The organism is Kitasatospora sp. NEAU-69, assembly GCF_057158765.1.
Genome location: NZ_JBWXUE010000034.1, coordinates 52,947 through 68,463, shown reverse-complemented (window position 1 = coordinate 68,463; position 15,517 = coordinate 52,947). Strand labels below are relative to the sequence as shown.

The following is a 15,517-nucleotide window of genomic DNA, read 5'->3' as shown; positions in this document are numbered from 1 at the left end:
GCACCGCCGTCAGTAGGTCCGCACTGCCGTCAGTAGGTCCGCCCCTTCCAGGCCGCGCCGCGGCCCCGGTAGTGCTGCACGGCCGAGTCCACCGTCATCAGCAGGTAGAGCAGCGCGGTGAACGGCAGCAGTAGCGCGGCCGCCCCCGGGCGGCCGTAGTAGCGGACCATCGGCCGGTAGGTGCCCGTCATCAGCGCCCAGCCGGCCGCGCCGGCCGCCAGCAGCGGCCAGTTCGCCGTCGCCGCGCCGGCCAGCAGGCCGGCCGGCGGCACCAGATAGGTGAGCACCAGGCCCAGCACCGTGCCGAGCAGCAGCAGCGGGTTGTGCCGCAGCTGCGCGTACGCGCTGCGCGAGACCATCCGCCACAGCGGCGCGAGCCCGACGTAGGGGCGCACGCTCAGCACGGCCAGCTCCGGCTCCGGCGAGGCCAGGCCCAGCCAGGTCCGCCCGCCGGTCCGCTTGACCGCGTGGGCCAGTGAGACGTCGTCGATCACCGCGCCGCGGATCACCGCCACGCCGCCCGCGCGCTCCAGCGCCTCGCGCCGCACCAGTGAGCAGCCGCCGGCCGCCGCGGCCGTCCGGGTGCCGGGGCGGTTGCTGCGCCGGAACGGGTAGAGCTGGGCGAAGAAGTAGACGAAGGCGGGCACGATCAGCCGCTCCCAGCCGGTGTCGGTGCGAAGCCGCGCCATCTGCGAGACCAGGTCGTAGCGCCCGGCCTGGGCGCCGGCGACCAGCGCGGCCAGCGTGTCGGGGCCGTGCGCGATGTCCGCGTCGGTGAGGAAGAGCAGCTCCGCCTCGCCGGCCAGTTCGACGCCGTGCCGCACCGCCCAGAGCTTGCCGGTCCACCCGGTAGGCAGTGGGGGAGGAGTGGTCACGGTCAGCGGCAGGCCGCCGCCGGCCGCCAGCGAGCGGGCCACCTGCGCGGTGCCGTCCGAACTGTGGTCGTCCACCAGGATCACCCGGGCCCGCCCCGGGTACTTCTGCGCGAGCAGCCCCGGCAGGCTGAGCGGCAGCACCGCCGCCTCGTCCCGGGCCGGCACCACCACCGCGACCTCGGGCCACCGCTCGGGGGCCGCCCGGTCCGGCGGCAGCCGGACATCGGTGCGCCAGAAGAACCCCTGGCAGCAGGTGAGCCAGAGCCAGCAGAGCAGTGCGAGCACGGTGATCCAGAGCAGCAGCGTCACGCGGGGCAGTCTGCCGCAGTCGTACGGCCTGCGGGGCGGGCTCGCCGGGATCGGTTAGGGTCGGGCACTGTGAAGATCGCACTGTTGGATTCCGGGATCGGACTGCTCGCTGCCGCCGCCGCGCTGCGGCGCCTGCGGCCGGACGCCGACCTGGTCATTACCTGCGACCCCGACGGCATGCCCTGGGGCCCGCGCACGCCCGAGGACATCACCGAGCACGCGCTGGCCTGTGCCCGTGCGGCGGCCGCCCACCGGCCCGACGCACTGGTGATCGCCTGCAACACCGCCACCGTGCACGCGCTGCCGGCGCTGCGTGCCGCGCTGGAGCCGGGCATCCCGGTGATCGGCACCGTGCCGGCGATCAAGCCGGCCGTGGCCGGCGGCGGCCCGGTCGCGATCTGGGCCACCCCGGCCACCACCGGCAGCGCCTACCAGCGCGGGCTGATCGCGGAGTTCGCGGAGGGCACCGAGGTCACCGAGGTGCCCTGCCCCGGCCTGGCCGACGCCGTCGAGCGGGCCGACGAGGCCGGCATCGATCGCGCGATCGAGGCCGCGGCCGCACTCACCCCGCCCGGCACCGCCGCGCTGGTGCTCGGCTGCACGCACTACGAGCTGGTCGCCGACCGGATCCGCGCGGCCGTGGCCGGCATCGTCCGGCCGGACGTCGAGTTCTTCGGCTCGGCCGACGCCGTGGCCGCGCAGGCCCTGCGCCGCGCCGCCGCCCACGCGCCGGCCGCCGACGAGCCCGGCACCGGCACCCTCACCGTGCTGCTCACCGGCCGCCTCGGCGAACTGCCTGCCGAGGCCGCCGGTTACGCCGAGGGCCGGCTGCTGCTCGGCGCGGCCGCCGGGCGAGCCCTGGATGCCGCCGCCGTTACAAGCCCCGCCATCGGCTGAGCGCCGGGTGCAGCCCTGACAGCACGGCCTCGAACTGCACCGGTTCGGCGCTCGCGTCCGCGTCCAGTCGGCTGACCCGCAGGGCTTCGGCCGGCAGCCGCGGGCTGAGCCGGTGGTCCGTCAGGAACCCGGTCCGGTAGCCGAGCTCGCGCAGCAGCGGCGCGGCCCGCGGCTCGTAGCGGCCGCCGGGGTACGCGAAGGCGGTCGGCGCGCCGCCCAGCCAGCCGGTCAGCGACCGGTGCGCGGTGAGGATCTCGGTCCGTACGGTCGCGTCGTCGCAGTGCGCCAGCTCCGGGGCACCGAGCGTCTGGCTGCCGACCGCGATCCGGCCGGCCGTCAGCGCCCGCAGGTCCTCCGGGGCGAGGCGCTCGCGGTGCGGCGGGCGGACCCGCGCGCTGACCCGCAGTTCGTGCAGGCTGCGCCGGCGGTCCGGATCCGGCAGCGCGGCGAGCTGGGCGAGCACACCGCGCGGCGCGTCCGGCGTCAGGGCCCGGGCCCGGCCGCCGTGCGCGGACAGGTAGGAGGCCTCCTGCCGCCAGGACGGCCGGTCGGTGCCGACCAGCTCGGTGACCACGAACGCGACCGCGGGCATCTCATAGGCCGAGAGCACCGGCAGCGCGTGCTCCAGCACGCTGCGGTCGGCGTCGTCGAAGGTGATCAGCACGCTGCGCGGCGGCAGCGGTCGCCCCTCGGCCATGGCCACCTCCAGTGCGCGCAGCGACACCGGCACCGCGACCCGGCGCAGCCGGTCCAGCTGGGCGCCGAACCGCCGCCGGTCGGGCACCCGGCGGTAGGCCAGCACCGCGAGCCGGCGGGCCGCCCGGGCGCGGAACAGCGGCTGGGCGGGTGACCGGCGCAGCCAGTGCGCGAGCCGGTCGCCGGGTGGTGCCGGCGGCAGCCCCCGGCGAGCGGCGCCGGTCACGGGGCCGGCGCCGGCTGCGACGGCGTCGGAGGTGAAGGCGCGGTCCGGTGTGGTGACGGTGAGGTCCGGTGTGGTGGTGTCCGGTTGCGGCACGATGCCCCCCAGGCGTAGCCGGGCAGTCCCGGCAGAGATCGCTCAATACAGAGCAGACGCGCACGCCCGCCGCAGGGTTGTAGTTCTCGCCCGTCCCAGGGGAATTCGTCACCCTCTTCGCTGCCCCTGGGGATCGATGACCACAGTCCGGACGCCGGCGGAGCCCATGGTAGCGGCATGGACACGTTCCGTGGAAGCTCACCGCTTGCGCTGGCGGTACGTCTCCTCGGCCGCGTCCAGCACCGCTGCCAGGTCGCCACCGGCGGAGGCGGTGAGCACCGCCGCGACCGCGCCCTCCACGAACGGCGCGTCGGCGAACCGCACCGGGAACGGCAGCCCGTGCTCGTCCGCAGCCGCCAGCAGCGCCTCCACCGTGTGCACCGCGGCCGGCAGGTCGGCCAGCACCGCCACGCCGTGTCCCTGGTCCACCCGCCGGGCCGCCGCCGCGATCAGCAGCGCGCTGCTGCCCAGCCCGTCGCCCGGGTGGCCGCCGGTGGCCGCGACCGCGGACGGGTCGTCGGTCTGCGCCAGCGCCCGGGCCAGCTCGGCGACCTCCCGGGCCAGCTCGCTGCTCTGCGAGACCAGCACCACGCCGACCCGGCCCAGGGCCGCCGAGCGCACCGGCGCCTGGCCGGGCACCCGGGCCGCCGAGGGGGCCTCCATGATCGGGATCACGTCCGCCCCGGTTCCGTCCCGTTGGTCCATCGACCGTTCCCAGCCCTTCCCCGGCTCTGCCCGGCCGGCGGCGCGCCCGGCGCCCGCGTCAGCGGCCGCCCGGCAGGATCGGCCGGGCCGGGCCTCGTGCACCCACTCTCGCAAATCGGGCCCGCCCGGGCCCGCGCCCGCGCCGGTCGCCGGCCGGCAAATCCGGCCTCCAGTAGCTGCGCCACAACCGCCCGCGCGCTGGTCACCGACCGATAGGCTGCGATCACTGATCGACGTCGGGAGGAGCAACAGCGGTGGCAACCGAGACGGGCACCAGCGACGGGACGGCCGAGGTGACGCAGGACGGGCAGACCGTCCCCGAGGCGCGCAAGCCGAGCGGCAAGCCGAAGCTGGACACGACGAACGCGGAGTGGCTCTCCGCCAAGCAGGACGACGGCTCGCCGGGGGACGTCCAGATCGCATTCGTGGACGGCTACATCGCGATGCGCGACGGCCGGTTCCCGGACGGACCGGTGCTGGTCTTCACGCCGGCCGAGTGGCGGGCCTTCGTGCTCGGCGCCCAGGACGGCGAGTTCGACCTGACCTGAGAACGACCTGAGCCGAGAACGAGCGGAGCGGGGCCCGACCCGGGTGGGTCGGGCCCCGCTCGCGTTGGGTGGAAAGCGGAAAACAGACAGACGCCGTGCCGACCGCCCCCACGCGGTCGTGCACGGCGTCTGCTGCATCGCCCGGTTCGCGAGACCGGACGTCCTCCCGCGGTTCCCCGACACCGGCCCGGGAGGACCGGCTGTCGCCGGGAGGCGGGCGGCGGGGCCTGAGGCCCAGGCCGCCGGTGCCCGGGATCCGAACGCCCCCACGCGTCGGTGTCCCGGGCGTGATCCGCGAGCGCGACAAGTCGGGGAGCCCGCGGACCAGGCTTTGGGGTGAAGGGTGATGTGGTGCTGAATGGTGCCGAATGTGCTGGTGAAAGGTGCTGACAGTGCTGGTGCAAGAACTGGCCATCACCGCACGGTGCTGCGCCGAAACGTGCCGAGGGAATGGCGGAGCGCACGCGAATGCGCCACAGCAGGCCACCCCCAACGTGGAACGCCTCCACAGCAGCTGCCGTACATCGCGACCGTAGCCCGGACGGTTGCTCAGCGTCAACATTCGTCTCGGAGCGTGGAGCTGACGGCCGTGCGCCCGGCCGCCGCCCGGACCGGCCGGCAGTCGGGCGCGGGCGCCGCGCGGCCTGCGACGGACCGCCCGGTGCGGGCCGCGCGGGCGGGGGCACGTACGATGGCGGCATGTCTTTTCTCCGCCGACGCTCCGGCACCCCAGCGGGCCCGGACTTCGACGTACTCGCGATGGACCCGGGCGACTGGCCCGGGATCTTCAGCGCTGCGGTGATGACCAGTCCCGACGGCGCCTGCCAGGGGATCTTCCTCCGCTATGACCTGTTCGGCGGCCGCGGCCCGGCGATGTTCATCGGCAACCTGCCCGAGGGATCGCCGGCCCGGGACAGCGCCGACGGCGTGCCCTTCGAGGTCAGACAGCTGCTCGCGGCGCTGGAGAACGACGAGCCGGTGGAGCTGGTCTCGGCCGAGGACTTCCCGGTGATGCTCGGCGATGACCTGCTGATCGTGAAGAAGGTCAAGGTCAGCGAGGAGCGGGTGTTCTGCGCCCAGTTCGACCGCAGTGACCAGGTCCAGGTGACCATCGCGTCCTGGGACCGGCCGATCGCGGACGACCTCTACCAGCTGCTCAAGCCGCTGCCCGCGGACCTGTTCCAGCAGGACTGAGAGCCGGTCGGATCGCGGCCCGAGCGGCCGTACTGCACCAGGTCCGACCTGCCGTTGCGTTGGCTCAGGGCGGTGCTTGACGGTTTCGATCAACGCTTCGTACAGTCACCAGCATGCCGTCCTGCCTCCCGTTGCTGCTGACCCGGCGCAGCTACCTGGACCTTCGGCGGACCGCCAGCGCGGTCTGTCAGTAGGGCCGGATCGGCCTGGGCCCCGTCCGGCCTGGGTCCGTCCGTGCCCAGGCCCGCTCGGGCCCGTAGCCGCCGCCCGGTCTCCGAGGACCGCGCGGCCGAGGACGGCGCCGCCACCCGTTGCCCGGGGCGGCCGTGCCCCCGCTCCCAGCGTCGTGCAGCCGCCCCGAGACCGGCTGCCGCGCCCACACGCCGGCCGCCCGGAGGCAGCGCATGAGTTCCCGCACCGAGAACCCCGCATCTGACGAGATCTCGGCCGCCGCACCGGCGCCGCCCCTGCCGTCGTTCTGGCCGGGCTGCCCCGGGTGGTCGATCTGCTCGCCGCGCGGGCCGAGGAGAACGACCGGGACGCGACGTTCCCCTACCAGGGCATCGAGGCGGTGCACGAGGCCGGCCTGCTCACCCTGACGGTCGGGCGGCGCTATGGCGGCGCAGCGGCCGGGCTCGCCGACACCGTCCGGGTGATCGCCGAACTCGCCCGTGGGGACGCCTCGGTGGCGCTGGTCACGGCGCTCACCCTGCTGCGGCACGCCGAGCAGGACCGCACCGGAAGCTGGCCGGCGGCCGCCTACCGGCGGCTGCTCACCGAGTCCCGGCGCGGGCCGGCACTGGTCGACACGCTCTGCACGGACCCGCCGGAGGGGCCGGTGACGGTGGCCCGCCGGGCGCCCGGCGGCTGGCTGCTGACCGGCCGCAAGACCGGTTGTGCGGGCGCCGAGGCGCTGGCCTGGATCGCGGTCCGGGCCAGGACCGACGAGCCGGTGCCGCGCGAGGGGATCTTCCTGGTCCGCGGCGAGAGCCCGGGGGTCGAGGTGGACCCGGTCGGCGATCAACTCGGCCTGCGTGCGGCCGGGGTGCACGATCTGAGGCTGCGTCAGGTGGCGGTGCCGGTCGAGGCGGCGCTGGGCCTGCGGGCCGGGGCGGAATCGAGGAGTGCGGACGGCGAGGCGCTCACGGCGGCCTGGCGCGACCTGGCGCTCGCCGCGGTGCAGCTCGGGATCGGGCGGGCCGCCCGGGACTGGCTGGTGGGCCACCTCGGCCGCGGCCCCGCGGCCGGCCCGGGGAGCCGGACCGGGCTGGGCGAGGTGGAGACCGCGCTGATCGGCGCCGAGGAGCTGGTGGCCGGACTGGCGGTGCGGATCGACGCGGCGGAGCCCGGCGCACCGGAACGGACCGGTCCGGTCCGGCTGTTGGTCGGCCGCGCCGTGGTCGAGGCGGTGCAGCGCGCCGTCGCGCTCGGCGGGGCCGCCGGGCTCAGCCGGCGCCACCCGGTCGAGCGCTACCTGCGCGACGCGCTCAGCGCCCGCCCGCACGGACCCGCCGAGGAGACCGTGCTGGTGGCCGCCGGCCGCGCCGCGCAGGCTCGTTCGCGCCCGCGCGGCGCCTGACCGGCTGGTCCAGCCGGACCAGCCGGGCTGCTGCCGCGCCCAGGTCGTGTGCCGGCCTGGGCCGCTCGTTGCCGCTTCTCCCGCTGCCGCTTCGCCCCGTTGCCGCTTCCCCCGCTGCTCAAGGCGGCGGCTCAGCGGGTGCCGACCGCGGCCCGCACGGCTCGGCGGGCGAGCGCCGCGTCGTCGTACAGCCGGCGGATCATCAGCCGCTGCTCCTCGCCGGCTCCCGGCACGTCGTACAGCCGCAGCTCGCGCATCAGCACCAGCACCAGGTTGACCAGGAACGCGTCCCGGGCCAGCGTGCCGCCGACCTGGGCGAGTTGGCTGATCTGCCGGCGGGCCGCGTTGTCGCCGGAGAGCACGCTCCAGAGCACCGCGAGGTCGTAGCCGGGCAGGTACCAGCCGGCCTGCTCCCAGTCCAGCAGGACCGGTCCGGACGGCGCGAGCATGATGTTGGAGAGCAGCGCGTCGCCGTGGCAGAACTGCGGCGCGGTGTGGTTCAGGCCGTGCAGCAGCTGGCGCAGGTCGCCGGCGTCCCGGTCGGTCAGCTGGCCGACCGAGTGGTAGCGGGAGACCTCCCACTGGTAGTCCAGCGGCTGCTGGAACACGTCGGTCGGCGGCCGCCACAGGTTCAGCGCGCGGACCGCGCCGAGCAGTGCGCGGACCTCGCCCGGCATCGGCGAGTTGGCGGGGTGGCGCTCCAGCGCGGCCGGCCGGCCGGGGATCCGCTCCATCACCAGCACGCAGCGGTCGTGGTCGGCCGCGACCAGCTTGGGCATCCGGACCGGCGGGCGGTGCCGGACGAAGGCCCGGTAGACCGAGACCTCGCGGTGGAAGCGCTCCACCAGGACCGCCCGCTGCGGGCCCTGCACGGCCTGCGGGGACAGGCACTTGGCGACCACCGGGGTGCGCCCGATCAGCCCGGTCAGCAGGATGTGCCGACCGTCCTCGCGCAGCACCTGGCGGGCGGAGAACGCGGGACATATCCGGGTGATGTGGGAGAGCGCGGCCCGCACCGAGGGCGAGGCGAGGGCCGCCGTGTCCACCCGGCCCCAGCCGTCGGCCGGTCCGGCCCCGATCCGGCCGGGGGCGGTTTGGGGTGTACGGGGGCGCAGCAGGCGCTCGGCACCGGCGCGGGGGAGGAACCCCGGTGCCTCGATGCGCCCGGCGGGACGGGCGGGCAGGGCAGGCTTCGGCCCGGGCCGGCGGACCGCCACGGACGACGGCGGCCGTTGCACGGTGCCGGTCCGGGGCGCGGTGGGGGAAGTCGCTGAGGAGTACATGAGGGGCGGGGTGTCCCTTCCTTGCCGACGGCATATGTCAGCCAAGGCGACGGCCCTGGCGGGGAGTCAGACGGTGGCACGTACACCGGCGCATGGGGCGTGCGTGCCGGCGTACTGGTGCGCGTCGACCGCTCGTTGTGGGTGGTGCGAGCTCCGGTCGTGCGCTTGCTGCTTCATTCCGGTTCGTGCCGGGTCGGACGGTGGCCGGCGCGGCCCCGGCCGCTGCCTCGGAGCGGCGCACCCTGGGGAAATGCGCTGCTCGTCCGCTGCGGCCGGGCCTCGCGCCAGGCGCGCCACCCGCTTGCGCCACCCCCCGCGCCGGGTTCCCGGAGCGGTCGGTCGCCGAGTCCGGATAGGCTCCCGGCCTGGCTTTCCGGGTTTTTCGGCCCGGGGTGGGGTTGCGCACTCTTAGCTGACACCGGGCCGCCCCTGGCTAACCACTGGGCGAGCCCTGGCGAAGCCTGGCGAATGCTCTGGTGGCACATGCCAGGCCTCGCCTGAGCGGCTGACCCGCCGTTAGTCTCGAACCAGCCGAGGATCCTGGGGGCTTGATGTGAGCAAGGGACCCAACACCCGACTCGCCGACCTGTTCACCCTGACCGGCTGGTCCAAGGGGGAGCTGGCGCGGCTGGTCAACCGGCGGGGGGCCGCGATGGGCCAGCAGCAGCTGTCCACCGACACCTCGCGGGTGCGGCGCTGGATCGAGCACGGGGAGATCCCGCGCGATCCGGTGCCCCGGGTGCTGGCTGCCGTGTTCACCGAGCGGCTCGGCCGTGTCGTCTCCATTGAGGACCTCGGTCTGGTGCGACACCGGCGACCGGGCACAGCGCGGGCGGAGGCCGCCGCGGTTCAGGAGCCGGATCGGACGGCCGAGATCCTCACCGAGTTCACGGGAATGGATCTGATGCTCAACCGACGCGGACTGGCCGACGCGGGCTCGGCGCTGCCGGGTGCCGACGCGGTGCCCGACTCCCTCTATTCATGGCTCTCCGGCGAGAGTGTCGCGTCCGCGGCCGCCCGCGGCGGGCCCCGGCACCTCTTCAGCGGCGTGGCCGCCCGGCCGGTGGCCGACGTCTACGAACCCGGCCCGGCCAGTGCGGCCGAGGTCGAGTCGCTGGAGCGCTCGGTCGAGGTCTTCCGGGCCTGGGACGCGTCCCGGGGCGGCGGCCTCCAGCGCAAGGCGGTGATCGGCCAGCTCAACGAGGTCGGCGGGCTGCTGACCCATCCGCACCCGCCCGAGCTGGCCCGCCGGCTCTGGCAGGTGGCGGCCAATCTCGCGGTGCTGGCCGGCTGGATGTCGCACGACGTCGGCCTGGAGCCGACCGCCCAGCGGTACTTCGTGATCGCCGCGCAGGCGGCCCGGGAGGCCGGCGACCGGCCGCGGGCCGGCGAGGCGATCTCCAGGGCGGCCCGCCAGCTGCTGCACCACGGCCGGGCCGACGAGGCACTGGACCTGATGCGCCTGGCCAAGTCGGCCGCCGGCGCGCAGGCGCTGCCCGCCACCCGGGCCATGCTCAACACCGTCGAGGCCTGGGCACAGGCCTCGCTCGGGCGCTCCCAGGTGGTCGTCCGGCTGCTCGGCGAGGCCGAGGAGCTGTTCGCCCGGCAGGGCGACGAGCCGCTGCCGAGCTGGATGCGGGGCTTCAACGAGTCCGAGCTGAACGGCATGCAGGCGCTGGTCTACCGGACGCTGGCCGAGCACGACCCGGGCGCGGCCCGGCTCGCCGAGCGGCACGTCGAGACGGCGATGCGGCTGCGGGCCGGTCAGGGGCAGGAGCGCTCCACGGTGCTCGACCACGTGACGCTGGCCTCGGTCCAGTGGATCGCCGGCGAGCCCGAGGAGGCGGCGTCGCGGAGCAGGAAGGCGCTGGCGCAGATCGGCGACACGTCCTCCCACCGCACCTGGGACCGGCTGCGGGAGACCGACCGGCTCAGCGCGCGGTACCAGGGCCTGCCGGAGGTGGCCGAGCTGCGGGAACAGATCAGGGCGGCGGTGCCGCCGGCCCGCCGCCCTGCCGAGTGACCGTGCGGCCCCCGTAACGTCCCGCTCAGAGGTTGTCGACCGCGGCGGTGTGCACCTGGTCCCAGGCCTCGCTGACGTAGCGCTCGCGCTCGGTCAGGGTCAGCGCGGGGAAGTAGTCCTTCAGGCGCTCGACCACGATCTGCTCGGGCTCGTGGCACTCGTGCAGCAGGAACGCGGCCTTGTGAAGAATCTGGCTGTCCATGAACGGTCCTCCCAGTGGTGCAGGTCCGCCCTGTGCCGACCCTGCGGCCGACAGCATATGTGCGCCGGTCGGCAAGTGATCGCGGGGGGCTGCGCGGCCGGTCAGGCGGCGCGCAGCTGCATCCGCAGCGAGACGACCTGGCCGTCCGGCCCGAGCACAGGGCGGCCGGAGCAGTGCACCGCCGCGGGCGGCGCGCCGGTGGTCCGGCGGATCCGGACCACGCCGTCCAGCGGGCGGCCGTGCACGAGCGCCGCGGTGACCATCCGGCACAGCGCCGGGCGGTCCTGCGGCACCAGCTGGGAGGGGAGTTGATCGAGCGTCAGCGGGCCGAGCGCGGGGTTGCGGGCCAGCAGCCGGAACGTGTCCGGGGACCACTGCACGCCGTCCCCGACCAGGTCCCACTCGGCGGTCGCGCTCGGTTCCGGGGCTCTGCTCCCGGTGCCGGTGACGCTGCCGAGGGGGAGGGTGGTCGGCGGGTGACTCATGGAGACGACTTTCCCACAGTCGGGGCCGCGCCGGGCAGGGAACGGAACAACTTCTGGCAACTTTCATCTGGCATATGCCAGAGCCGCCCCGGGGCAGCCGATTCGCGGATTCAGTCGTGGACGCGTCAGGCCTGTCCTATCGTGTCACCGGTTGAGCACCGGGCGTAGGAGTGCGGGCCGAAGTGTGTGCGTAACGGACAGGCAGGCGGTAACCTACGGTAATTCCGGCGCCCGGGCGCCTGCCCAGCGTGACCATCAGACCCCCGGCGGCGGAAATTCCGTTGCCTCCACGACCGCCGCAACGGATGCTGACCTCATGTTCGAGCCCGTGATAGCCCCCAGTGCCAGCCTCCTCGGCCTTCTGCAAAGAGGACGCGGCGACGGGCAGCTGCATGCGCTCGCTGCGGACCGTGACGAAGCGATCGCCGCACTCGAGGATTGCGTGACCAGCGACCCGCGCGCCGACTGGCAGGTCGAGAACCGCTCCCTCTACTACGCCCGCGTCTACATGGAGCTGGAAGCCCCGCTCGGCGGCATCGAGCGGCACCTGCACCACCCCGACGACCTGCTCGACCTCGACGAGGCGCGCACCGGCCTGGCACTGGCCGTCCTCGGCCACCTGGCCGCCTACGGCCGGCGCGACGCGCTGCTGCTGCTGCGCTCCTACGCGGCGACCGGCGGCAACTGGGCCTGGGCGCTGGACGAGCTGGCGCTGCGCGACGACGACGCGGCGCTGCTCGCGCTCGCCCCCGCCGTGCTGGCCCGTTTCCCGCAGGACCCGCAGGGCGATACCGAGCTGCGTGCCGCGATCCGTGCCGCCTACGAGCCCAAGCCGTGGCGGCTCTGGGCCGCGCACCACCCGCGGATCGCCACGGCGAGTGAGCAGTCCCCGTTCGACCTCTGGCAGCGCCAGCTCGGCCGCGAGACGGTCACCCCGGGCTGGAGCGTGGCCGATGTGCTCGCCTGGGCCGACCAGGCCGAGACCGGCCTGCGCCCCGACCCGGCCGCCGTCGACCGCCGCGCCGCCGCCGCTGCCCGCTGTCTGGCCGCCGTGGCCCGTCCGGAGGACCGCGAGGCGCTGCTGTCCGCCGCCCGTGACGGCCACGAGGGCGCCCGCCGGGCCGCGCTGCGTCACCTCGTCGACCAGGACGACCCGGCGCTGCCCGAGCTGATCGAGGCGGCCGCCGCCGACGCCGACCGGCGGATCGTCCGGGCCGCCCTGGAGTCCTGCGCCCGGATGCGCGGTCCGCGCGCGCTGGCCCAGGCCCGCCGCTGGGCCGACCCGGCCACCGGCGGCGCCGACAGCGCGCTCGGCGAGGCCGCCGTGCTGCTGCTCGCCGACATCGGCGAGCCGTCCGACGGCGCCACCGTGGTCGCCGGCCTGCGCCGCTGGCTCCGGGTGCACGGCGTCCGCGGCGCCGGACTCGGCACCCTGGTGGACGGTGTGGGGCGGCTGGCCGCCGTGGACGCCGTCCGCCCGCTGCGTCACGTCTACGCCGAGGCGGCCTCCTCCGAACTGCGCGGCCGCGCGGCCCAGGCTCTGGCCCGCACCGACCACGACTTCGCGAGCGGCCCGGCGGTCGAGTGCCTCTGGGACTGCGAGGAGACCACCCGCGAACTCGCCGCCCGGCACGTGGTCACCACCGGCGACGCCCGCGTCCTCGAACGCCTGCGCCGGCTGGCCGCCGACCCCGCTGAGGAGGCCGAGGTCCACGCGGCCGTCCGCGGCCGCCTGACCTCCCGCGAGCGGTAGGCGTAAAACCGTCGGGAGCGGCGCGGCCTCAGAGCGCCACCACGTCGGCGACCGCGCAGGCGATGTTGTCCGGGCCGCCGGCCCGGTTGGCGAGCGCGATCAGCTGCTGGACGGCCTGCTCCGGCTCCTGGACGGTGCCGAGCACGGTGTGCAGGTGGGCGCTCGGCACCACCGCGCTCAGCCCGTCCGAGCAGAGCAGGTAGCGGTCGCCGGCCCGTGCGGCGTGCAGCGAGAGGTCGGGGCGGGTGTCGCCGGCGCCGGCCAGCGCGCGCAGCAGCAGGGTGCGCTGCGGGTGCGAGGCGGCCTCGGCGAGGGTCAGCCGGCCGTCGTCCACCATCGACTGGACGAGGGTGTGGTCGTGGGTGATCTGGAACAGCTCGCCCTCGCGCAGCAGGTAGGCACGTGAGTCGCCGATGTGCACCAGGGCCAGCTGGGAGCCGGACCAGAGCAGTGCGGTGAGGGTGCTGCCGCTCTCGGTGCCGGCCGGCAGTTCGGCGGTGGTGGCGCGCAGCGTCTCGTCCAGCGCGTTCAGCAGGTCGGCCGGTGCGGCGCCGCCCTCGAAGCGCTTCAGCGCGTCGATCGCCGCGCCGGCGGCCTGTTCGCCGCCCGGGCCGCCGTAGCCGTCGGCGACGGCCAGCAGGTCGCGGCCCGCGTACGCGGTGTCCTCGTTGCGCGGACGGACCAGGCCGGCGTCGCTGCGGGCGGCGCAGCGCAGGGCGAGGGCCGGGGCGCCGGCGGTCGCGGTGGGGGCCTTTCCGTTGAGCTCGTCAACGAGGAAGGTGACCAGGTCCTGACGGGCCGCGGTCTCGCTGAGCACCTGCGCCCAGTAGGCGCTGAGCTCCTCGGCTGCCTGACCGGGCGTCAGCTCGCAGAGCCGGCGGATCCGGGCCAGGGGCAGTCCGATCCGGCGCAGCCAGGCGACCAGGCGGGCGCGTTCGAGCTGCGCCGGGTCGTAGTAGCGGTAGCCGGAGACCGGGTCCACCTCGGCGGGCTTCAGCAGGCCGAGCTCGTCGTAGAGCCGCAGCGCCTTCGGCGAGAGCCGGCAGGCCCGGGCGAAGGCCCCGATCGTCAGCAGCTCCATCGGTGCGGTCACCTGTCCCCTCCTCGTACCGGGCGCCCGGCCCGGGCCAGGCCCTGGCCGGTCACCCCCTGACGAGCACGAACCGTACCGGAGCACCCGGTCTGACCTGCGCGGCGGCTGCCAGATCGGCCTCGGGCACGACGCCGATCACGGGATAGCCGCCGGTGGTCGGATGGTCGGCGAGGAAGACCACCGGCTGGCCGTCCGGCGGCACTTGAACGGCGCCGAGCACCATGCCCTCGCTCTCCAGCTCGCCACTGCGGGCCCGGACCAGCGCCGGCCCCTCGATCCGCAGCGCGATCCGGTTGCCGGCCGAGGCCACGTGGTAGCGGTCGGCGGCGAGCGCGCGCAGCGCGTCCGGGCTGAACCAGTCGGCGCGCGGGCCCGGGCGCAGCCGCAGCACCAGCTCGGCGGGCGGGGCGGGCAGCGGGACCAGCTCCGGGACGGACGGTACGTCAACCCCGGGCGGTGCAGCGACCGCCGGCCCTACCGGCAGCAGGTCGCCGGCGCGCAGCGGTGCCGGGCCGAGACCGGAGAGCAGGTCGGCCGACCGACTGCCGAGGACCTGCGGCACCGCGATGCCACCCCGGACGGCCAGGTAGCTGCGCACCCCGAAGTCGGCCGGTCCGACGTCCAGTGTGGCGCCGGCGGGCAGGTGGACGGCGCTGCCCCAGGCCGCCGGCCGTCCGTCCAGCCGGATCCGGGCCGGGGCGCCGGTGACGGCGACCAGCAGCGGCCCGGCCACCGCGCGCACCGTGACGCCGCCGAGCGTGGTCTCCAGGGTCGCCGCGCCCGGCGGGTTGCCGACCAGGAGGTTCGCCGCCCGGTGCGCGGGCTGGTCGAGCGCGCCGGCCCGCGGCACGCCCAGGTGCGCGACGCCGCGTCGGCCGAGGTCCTGCACGGTGGTCAGCGGGCCGGGGCGGACCACGAGTATCCGATGCGCCATCAGAGCGCCTTCACGCTGACGAAGCGGACCCGGACGCCCGGCGCGAGCAGTGCGGCCGGCTCCCGTTCGGCGTCCCAGAGCGCCAGCGCGGTGCGCCCGAGCAACTGCCAGCCGCCCGGCGAGGAGCGCGGGTACACCCCCGTGTACGGCCCGGCGACGGCGACCGACCCGGCCGGCACCGCCGGGCGCGGCGTGGCCCGGCGCGGCAGCGCGCGCTCGGGCGGCAGTCCCGTCAGATAGCCGAAGCCGGGCGCGAATCCGCAGAACGCGACCCGGTACTCGATCCCGGTGTGGATCGCCACCGCCTCCGCCCGGCTGGTGCCCCAGAGGGCCGCCACCTCGTCGAGGTCGGCGCCGTCGTAGAGGGTCGGCACCTCCAGCAGCGGGCCCTGCGCCGCCGCGCCCGGCGTGACCGTCCAGCCGCGCAGCGCCTGCGCGAGCACGGCGGGCCGCGGCACGCCGTCCAGCAGGACGGTACGGGCCGCCGGCACGATCTCGGTCAGCTCGCCGAGCGTGCCCGCCGCCTCTTCGGCGCGCAGCCGGGCGTACCACGCGGCCACCTGCTCGGCGCCGCTCAGCTCCACCAGCAGTGCGTGCGAGCCGACCTGAGTGATCATCGGCT

Annotated in this window: 15 protein-coding genes; 6 read left to right on the top strand and 9 right to left on the bottom strand. The window is 75.6% G+C overall.

The annotated features are described in order from the left end of the window. Positions 1–29 precede the first annotated feature (29 nt). Positions 30–1,184, bottom strand: a complete 1,155-nt coding sequence (locus tag AC060L_RS30480) for a glycosyltransferase (RefSeq protein WP_483802186.1) — start codon at positions 1,182–1,184, stop codon at positions 30–32. A 69-nt stretch (positions 1,185–1,253) separates the two neighbouring features. Here AC060L_RS30480 and AC060L_RS30475 point away from each other — a divergent pair, with 69 nt between their 5' ends. Beyond that, positions 1,254–2,081: a glutamate racemase gene (locus AC060L_RS30475; RefSeq protein ID WP_483802185.1), complete on the top strand. Its 828-nt coding sequence runs from the start codon at positions 1,254–1,256 to the stop codon at positions 2,079–2,081. On the opposite strand, the gene AC060L_RS30470 is transcribed toward AC060L_RS30475, so the two are convergent. Both AC060L_RS30470 and AC060L_RS30465 read right to left on the bottom strand, forming a co-directional pair. Next, complete coding sequence (locus AC060L_RS30470; RefSeq protein ID WP_483802184.1) at positions 2,059–3,096, bottom strand: polysaccharide deacetylase family protein; 1,038 nt, start codon at positions 3,094–3,096, stop codon at positions 2,059–2,061. The genes AC060L_RS30475 and AC060L_RS30470 overlap by 23 nt on opposite strands. A 198-nt stretch (positions 3,097–3,294) precedes the next feature. Continuing rightward, positions 3,295–3,801 carry a PTS-dependent dihydroxyacetone kinase phosphotransferase subunit DhaM gene (locus AC060L_RS30465; protein ID WP_483802183.1) on the bottom strand — a complete coding sequence of 169 codons (507 nt, stop codon included), beginning with the start codon at positions 3,799–3,801 and terminating at the stop codon, positions 3,295–3,297. A 293-nt stretch (positions 3,802–4,094) separates the two neighbouring features. On the opposite strand from AC060L_RS30465, the gene AC060L_RS30460 reads away from it, so the two are divergent. From AC060L_RS30460 to AC060L_RS30450, 3 genes are all read left to right on the top strand, one after another. Then, entirely contained in the window at positions 4,095–4,349 is a 255-nt protein-coding gene (locus AC060L_RS30460; protein ID WP_483802201.1) for a DUF397 domain-containing protein, read from the top strand. A gap of 699 nt (positions 4,350–5,048) precedes the next feature. Next, entirely contained in the window at positions 5,049–5,543 is a 495-nt protein-coding gene (locus tag AC060L_RS30455; protein ID WP_483802182.1) for a hypothetical protein, read from the top strand. A 496-nt stretch (positions 5,544–6,039) separates the two neighbouring features. Beyond that, positions 6,040–7,122 (top strand): acyl-CoA dehydrogenase family protein, encoded by a 1,083-nt coding sequence (locus AC060L_RS30450; protein ID WP_483802181.1) that lies wholly within the window; start codon positions 6,040–6,042, stop codon positions 7,120–7,122. Between the two features lie 131 nt (positions 7,123–7,253). Here AC060L_RS30450 and AC060L_RS30445 read toward each other — a convergent pair whose 3' ends face one another. Continuing rightward, complete coding sequence (locus AC060L_RS30445) at positions 7,254–8,405, bottom strand: aminoglycoside phosphotransferase family protein (protein WP_483802180.1); 1,152 nt, start codon at positions 8,403–8,405, stop codon at positions 7,254–7,256. A gap of 553 nt (positions 8,406–8,958) precedes the next feature. Between AC060L_RS30445 and AC060L_RS30440 the strand changes: the two genes are divergently transcribed. Further along, complete coding sequence (locus AC060L_RS30440; RefSeq protein ID WP_483802179.1) at positions 8,959–10,428, top strand: DNA-binding protein NsdB; 1,470 nt, start codon at positions 8,959–8,961, stop codon at positions 10,426–10,428. A 25-nt stretch (positions 10,429–10,453) separates the two neighbouring features. On the opposite strand, the gene AC060L_RS30435 is transcribed toward AC060L_RS30440, so the two are convergent. After that, positions 10,454–10,630 (bottom strand): hypothetical protein, encoded by a 177-nt coding sequence (locus AC060L_RS30435; RefSeq protein ID WP_483802178.1) that lies wholly within the window; start codon positions 10,628–10,630, stop codon positions 10,454–10,456. A 101-nt stretch (positions 10,631–10,731) separates the two neighbouring features. After that, complete coding sequence (locus AC060L_RS30430) at positions 10,732–11,115, bottom strand: hypothetical protein (protein ID WP_483802177.1); 384 nt, start codon at positions 11,113–11,115, stop codon at positions 10,732–10,734. Between the two features lie 316 nt (positions 11,116–11,431). On the opposite strand from AC060L_RS30430, the gene AC060L_RS30425 reads away from it, so the two are divergent. After that, on the top strand, positions 11,432–12,868 hold the full coding sequence (locus AC060L_RS30425; RefSeq protein ID WP_483802176.1) for a HEAT repeat domain-containing protein: 1,437 nt from the start codon (positions 11,432–11,434) through the stop codon (positions 12,866–12,868). A gap of 28 nt (positions 12,869–12,896) precedes the next feature. On the opposite strand, the gene AC060L_RS30420 is transcribed toward AC060L_RS30425, so the two are convergent. From AC060L_RS30420 to AC060L_RS30410, 3 genes are all read right to left on the bottom strand, one after another. After that, entirely contained in the window at positions 12,897–13,949 is a 1,053-nt protein-coding gene (locus AC060L_RS30420) for a MerR family transcriptional regulator (protein WP_483802200.1), read from the bottom strand. Between the two features lie 61 nt (positions 13,950–14,010). Next, positions 14,011–14,895 (bottom strand): 5-oxoprolinase subunit C family protein, encoded by an 885-nt coding sequence (locus AC060L_RS30415; protein ID WP_483802175.1) that lies wholly within the window; start codon positions 14,893–14,895, stop codon positions 14,011–14,013. Beyond that, entirely contained in the window at positions 14,895–15,512 is a 618-nt protein-coding gene (locus tag AC060L_RS30410) for a 5-oxoprolinase subunit B family protein (RefSeq protein WP_483802174.1), read from the bottom strand. Before AC060L_RS30410 ends, AC060L_RS30415 begins: the two co-directional genes overlap by 1 nt. Positions 15,513–15,517 lie beyond the last annotated feature (5 nt).

What these genes read in the sequence shown, in the direction of transcription:
- AC060L_RS30465 (WP_483802183.1), bottom strand. Translation starts at nt 3,801, where the DNA reads ATGGACCAACGGGACGGAACCGGGGCGGACGTGATCCCGATCATGGAG.
- AC060L_RS30455 (WP_483802182.1), top strand. Translation starts at nt 5,049, where the DNA reads ATGTCTTTTCTCCGCCGACGCTCCGGCACCCCAGCGGGCCCGGACTTC.
- AC060L_RS30445 (WP_483802180.1), bottom strand. Translation starts at nt 8,405, where the DNA reads ATGTACTCCTCAGCGACTTCCCCCACCGCGCCCCGGACCGGCACCGTG.
- AC060L_RS30435 (WP_483802178.1), bottom strand. Translation starts at nt 10,630, where the DNA reads ATGGACAGCCAGATTCTTCACAAGGCCGCGTTCCTGCTGCACGAGTGC.
- AC060L_RS30430 (WP_483802177.1), bottom strand. Translation starts at nt 11,115, where the DNA reads ATGAGTCACCCGCCGACCACCCTCCCCCTCGGCAGCGTCACCGGCACC.
- AC060L_RS30425 (WP_483802176.1), top strand. Translation starts at nt 11,432, where the DNA reads ATGTTCGAGCCCGTGATAGCCCCCAGTGCCAGCCTCCTCGGCCTTCTG.
- AC060L_RS30420 (WP_483802200.1), bottom strand. Translation starts at nt 13,949, where the DNA reads ATGGAGCTGCTGACGATCGGGGCCTTCGCCCGGGCCTGCCGGCTCTCG.
- AC060L_RS30415 (WP_483802175.1), bottom strand. Translation starts at nt 14,895, where the DNA reads ATGGCGCATCGGATACTCGTGGTCCGCCCCGGCCCGCTGACCACCGTG.
- AC060L_RS30410 (WP_483802174.1), bottom strand. Translation starts at nt 15,512, where the DNA reads ATGATCACTCAGGTCGGCTCGCACGCACTGCTGGTGGAGCTGAGCGGC.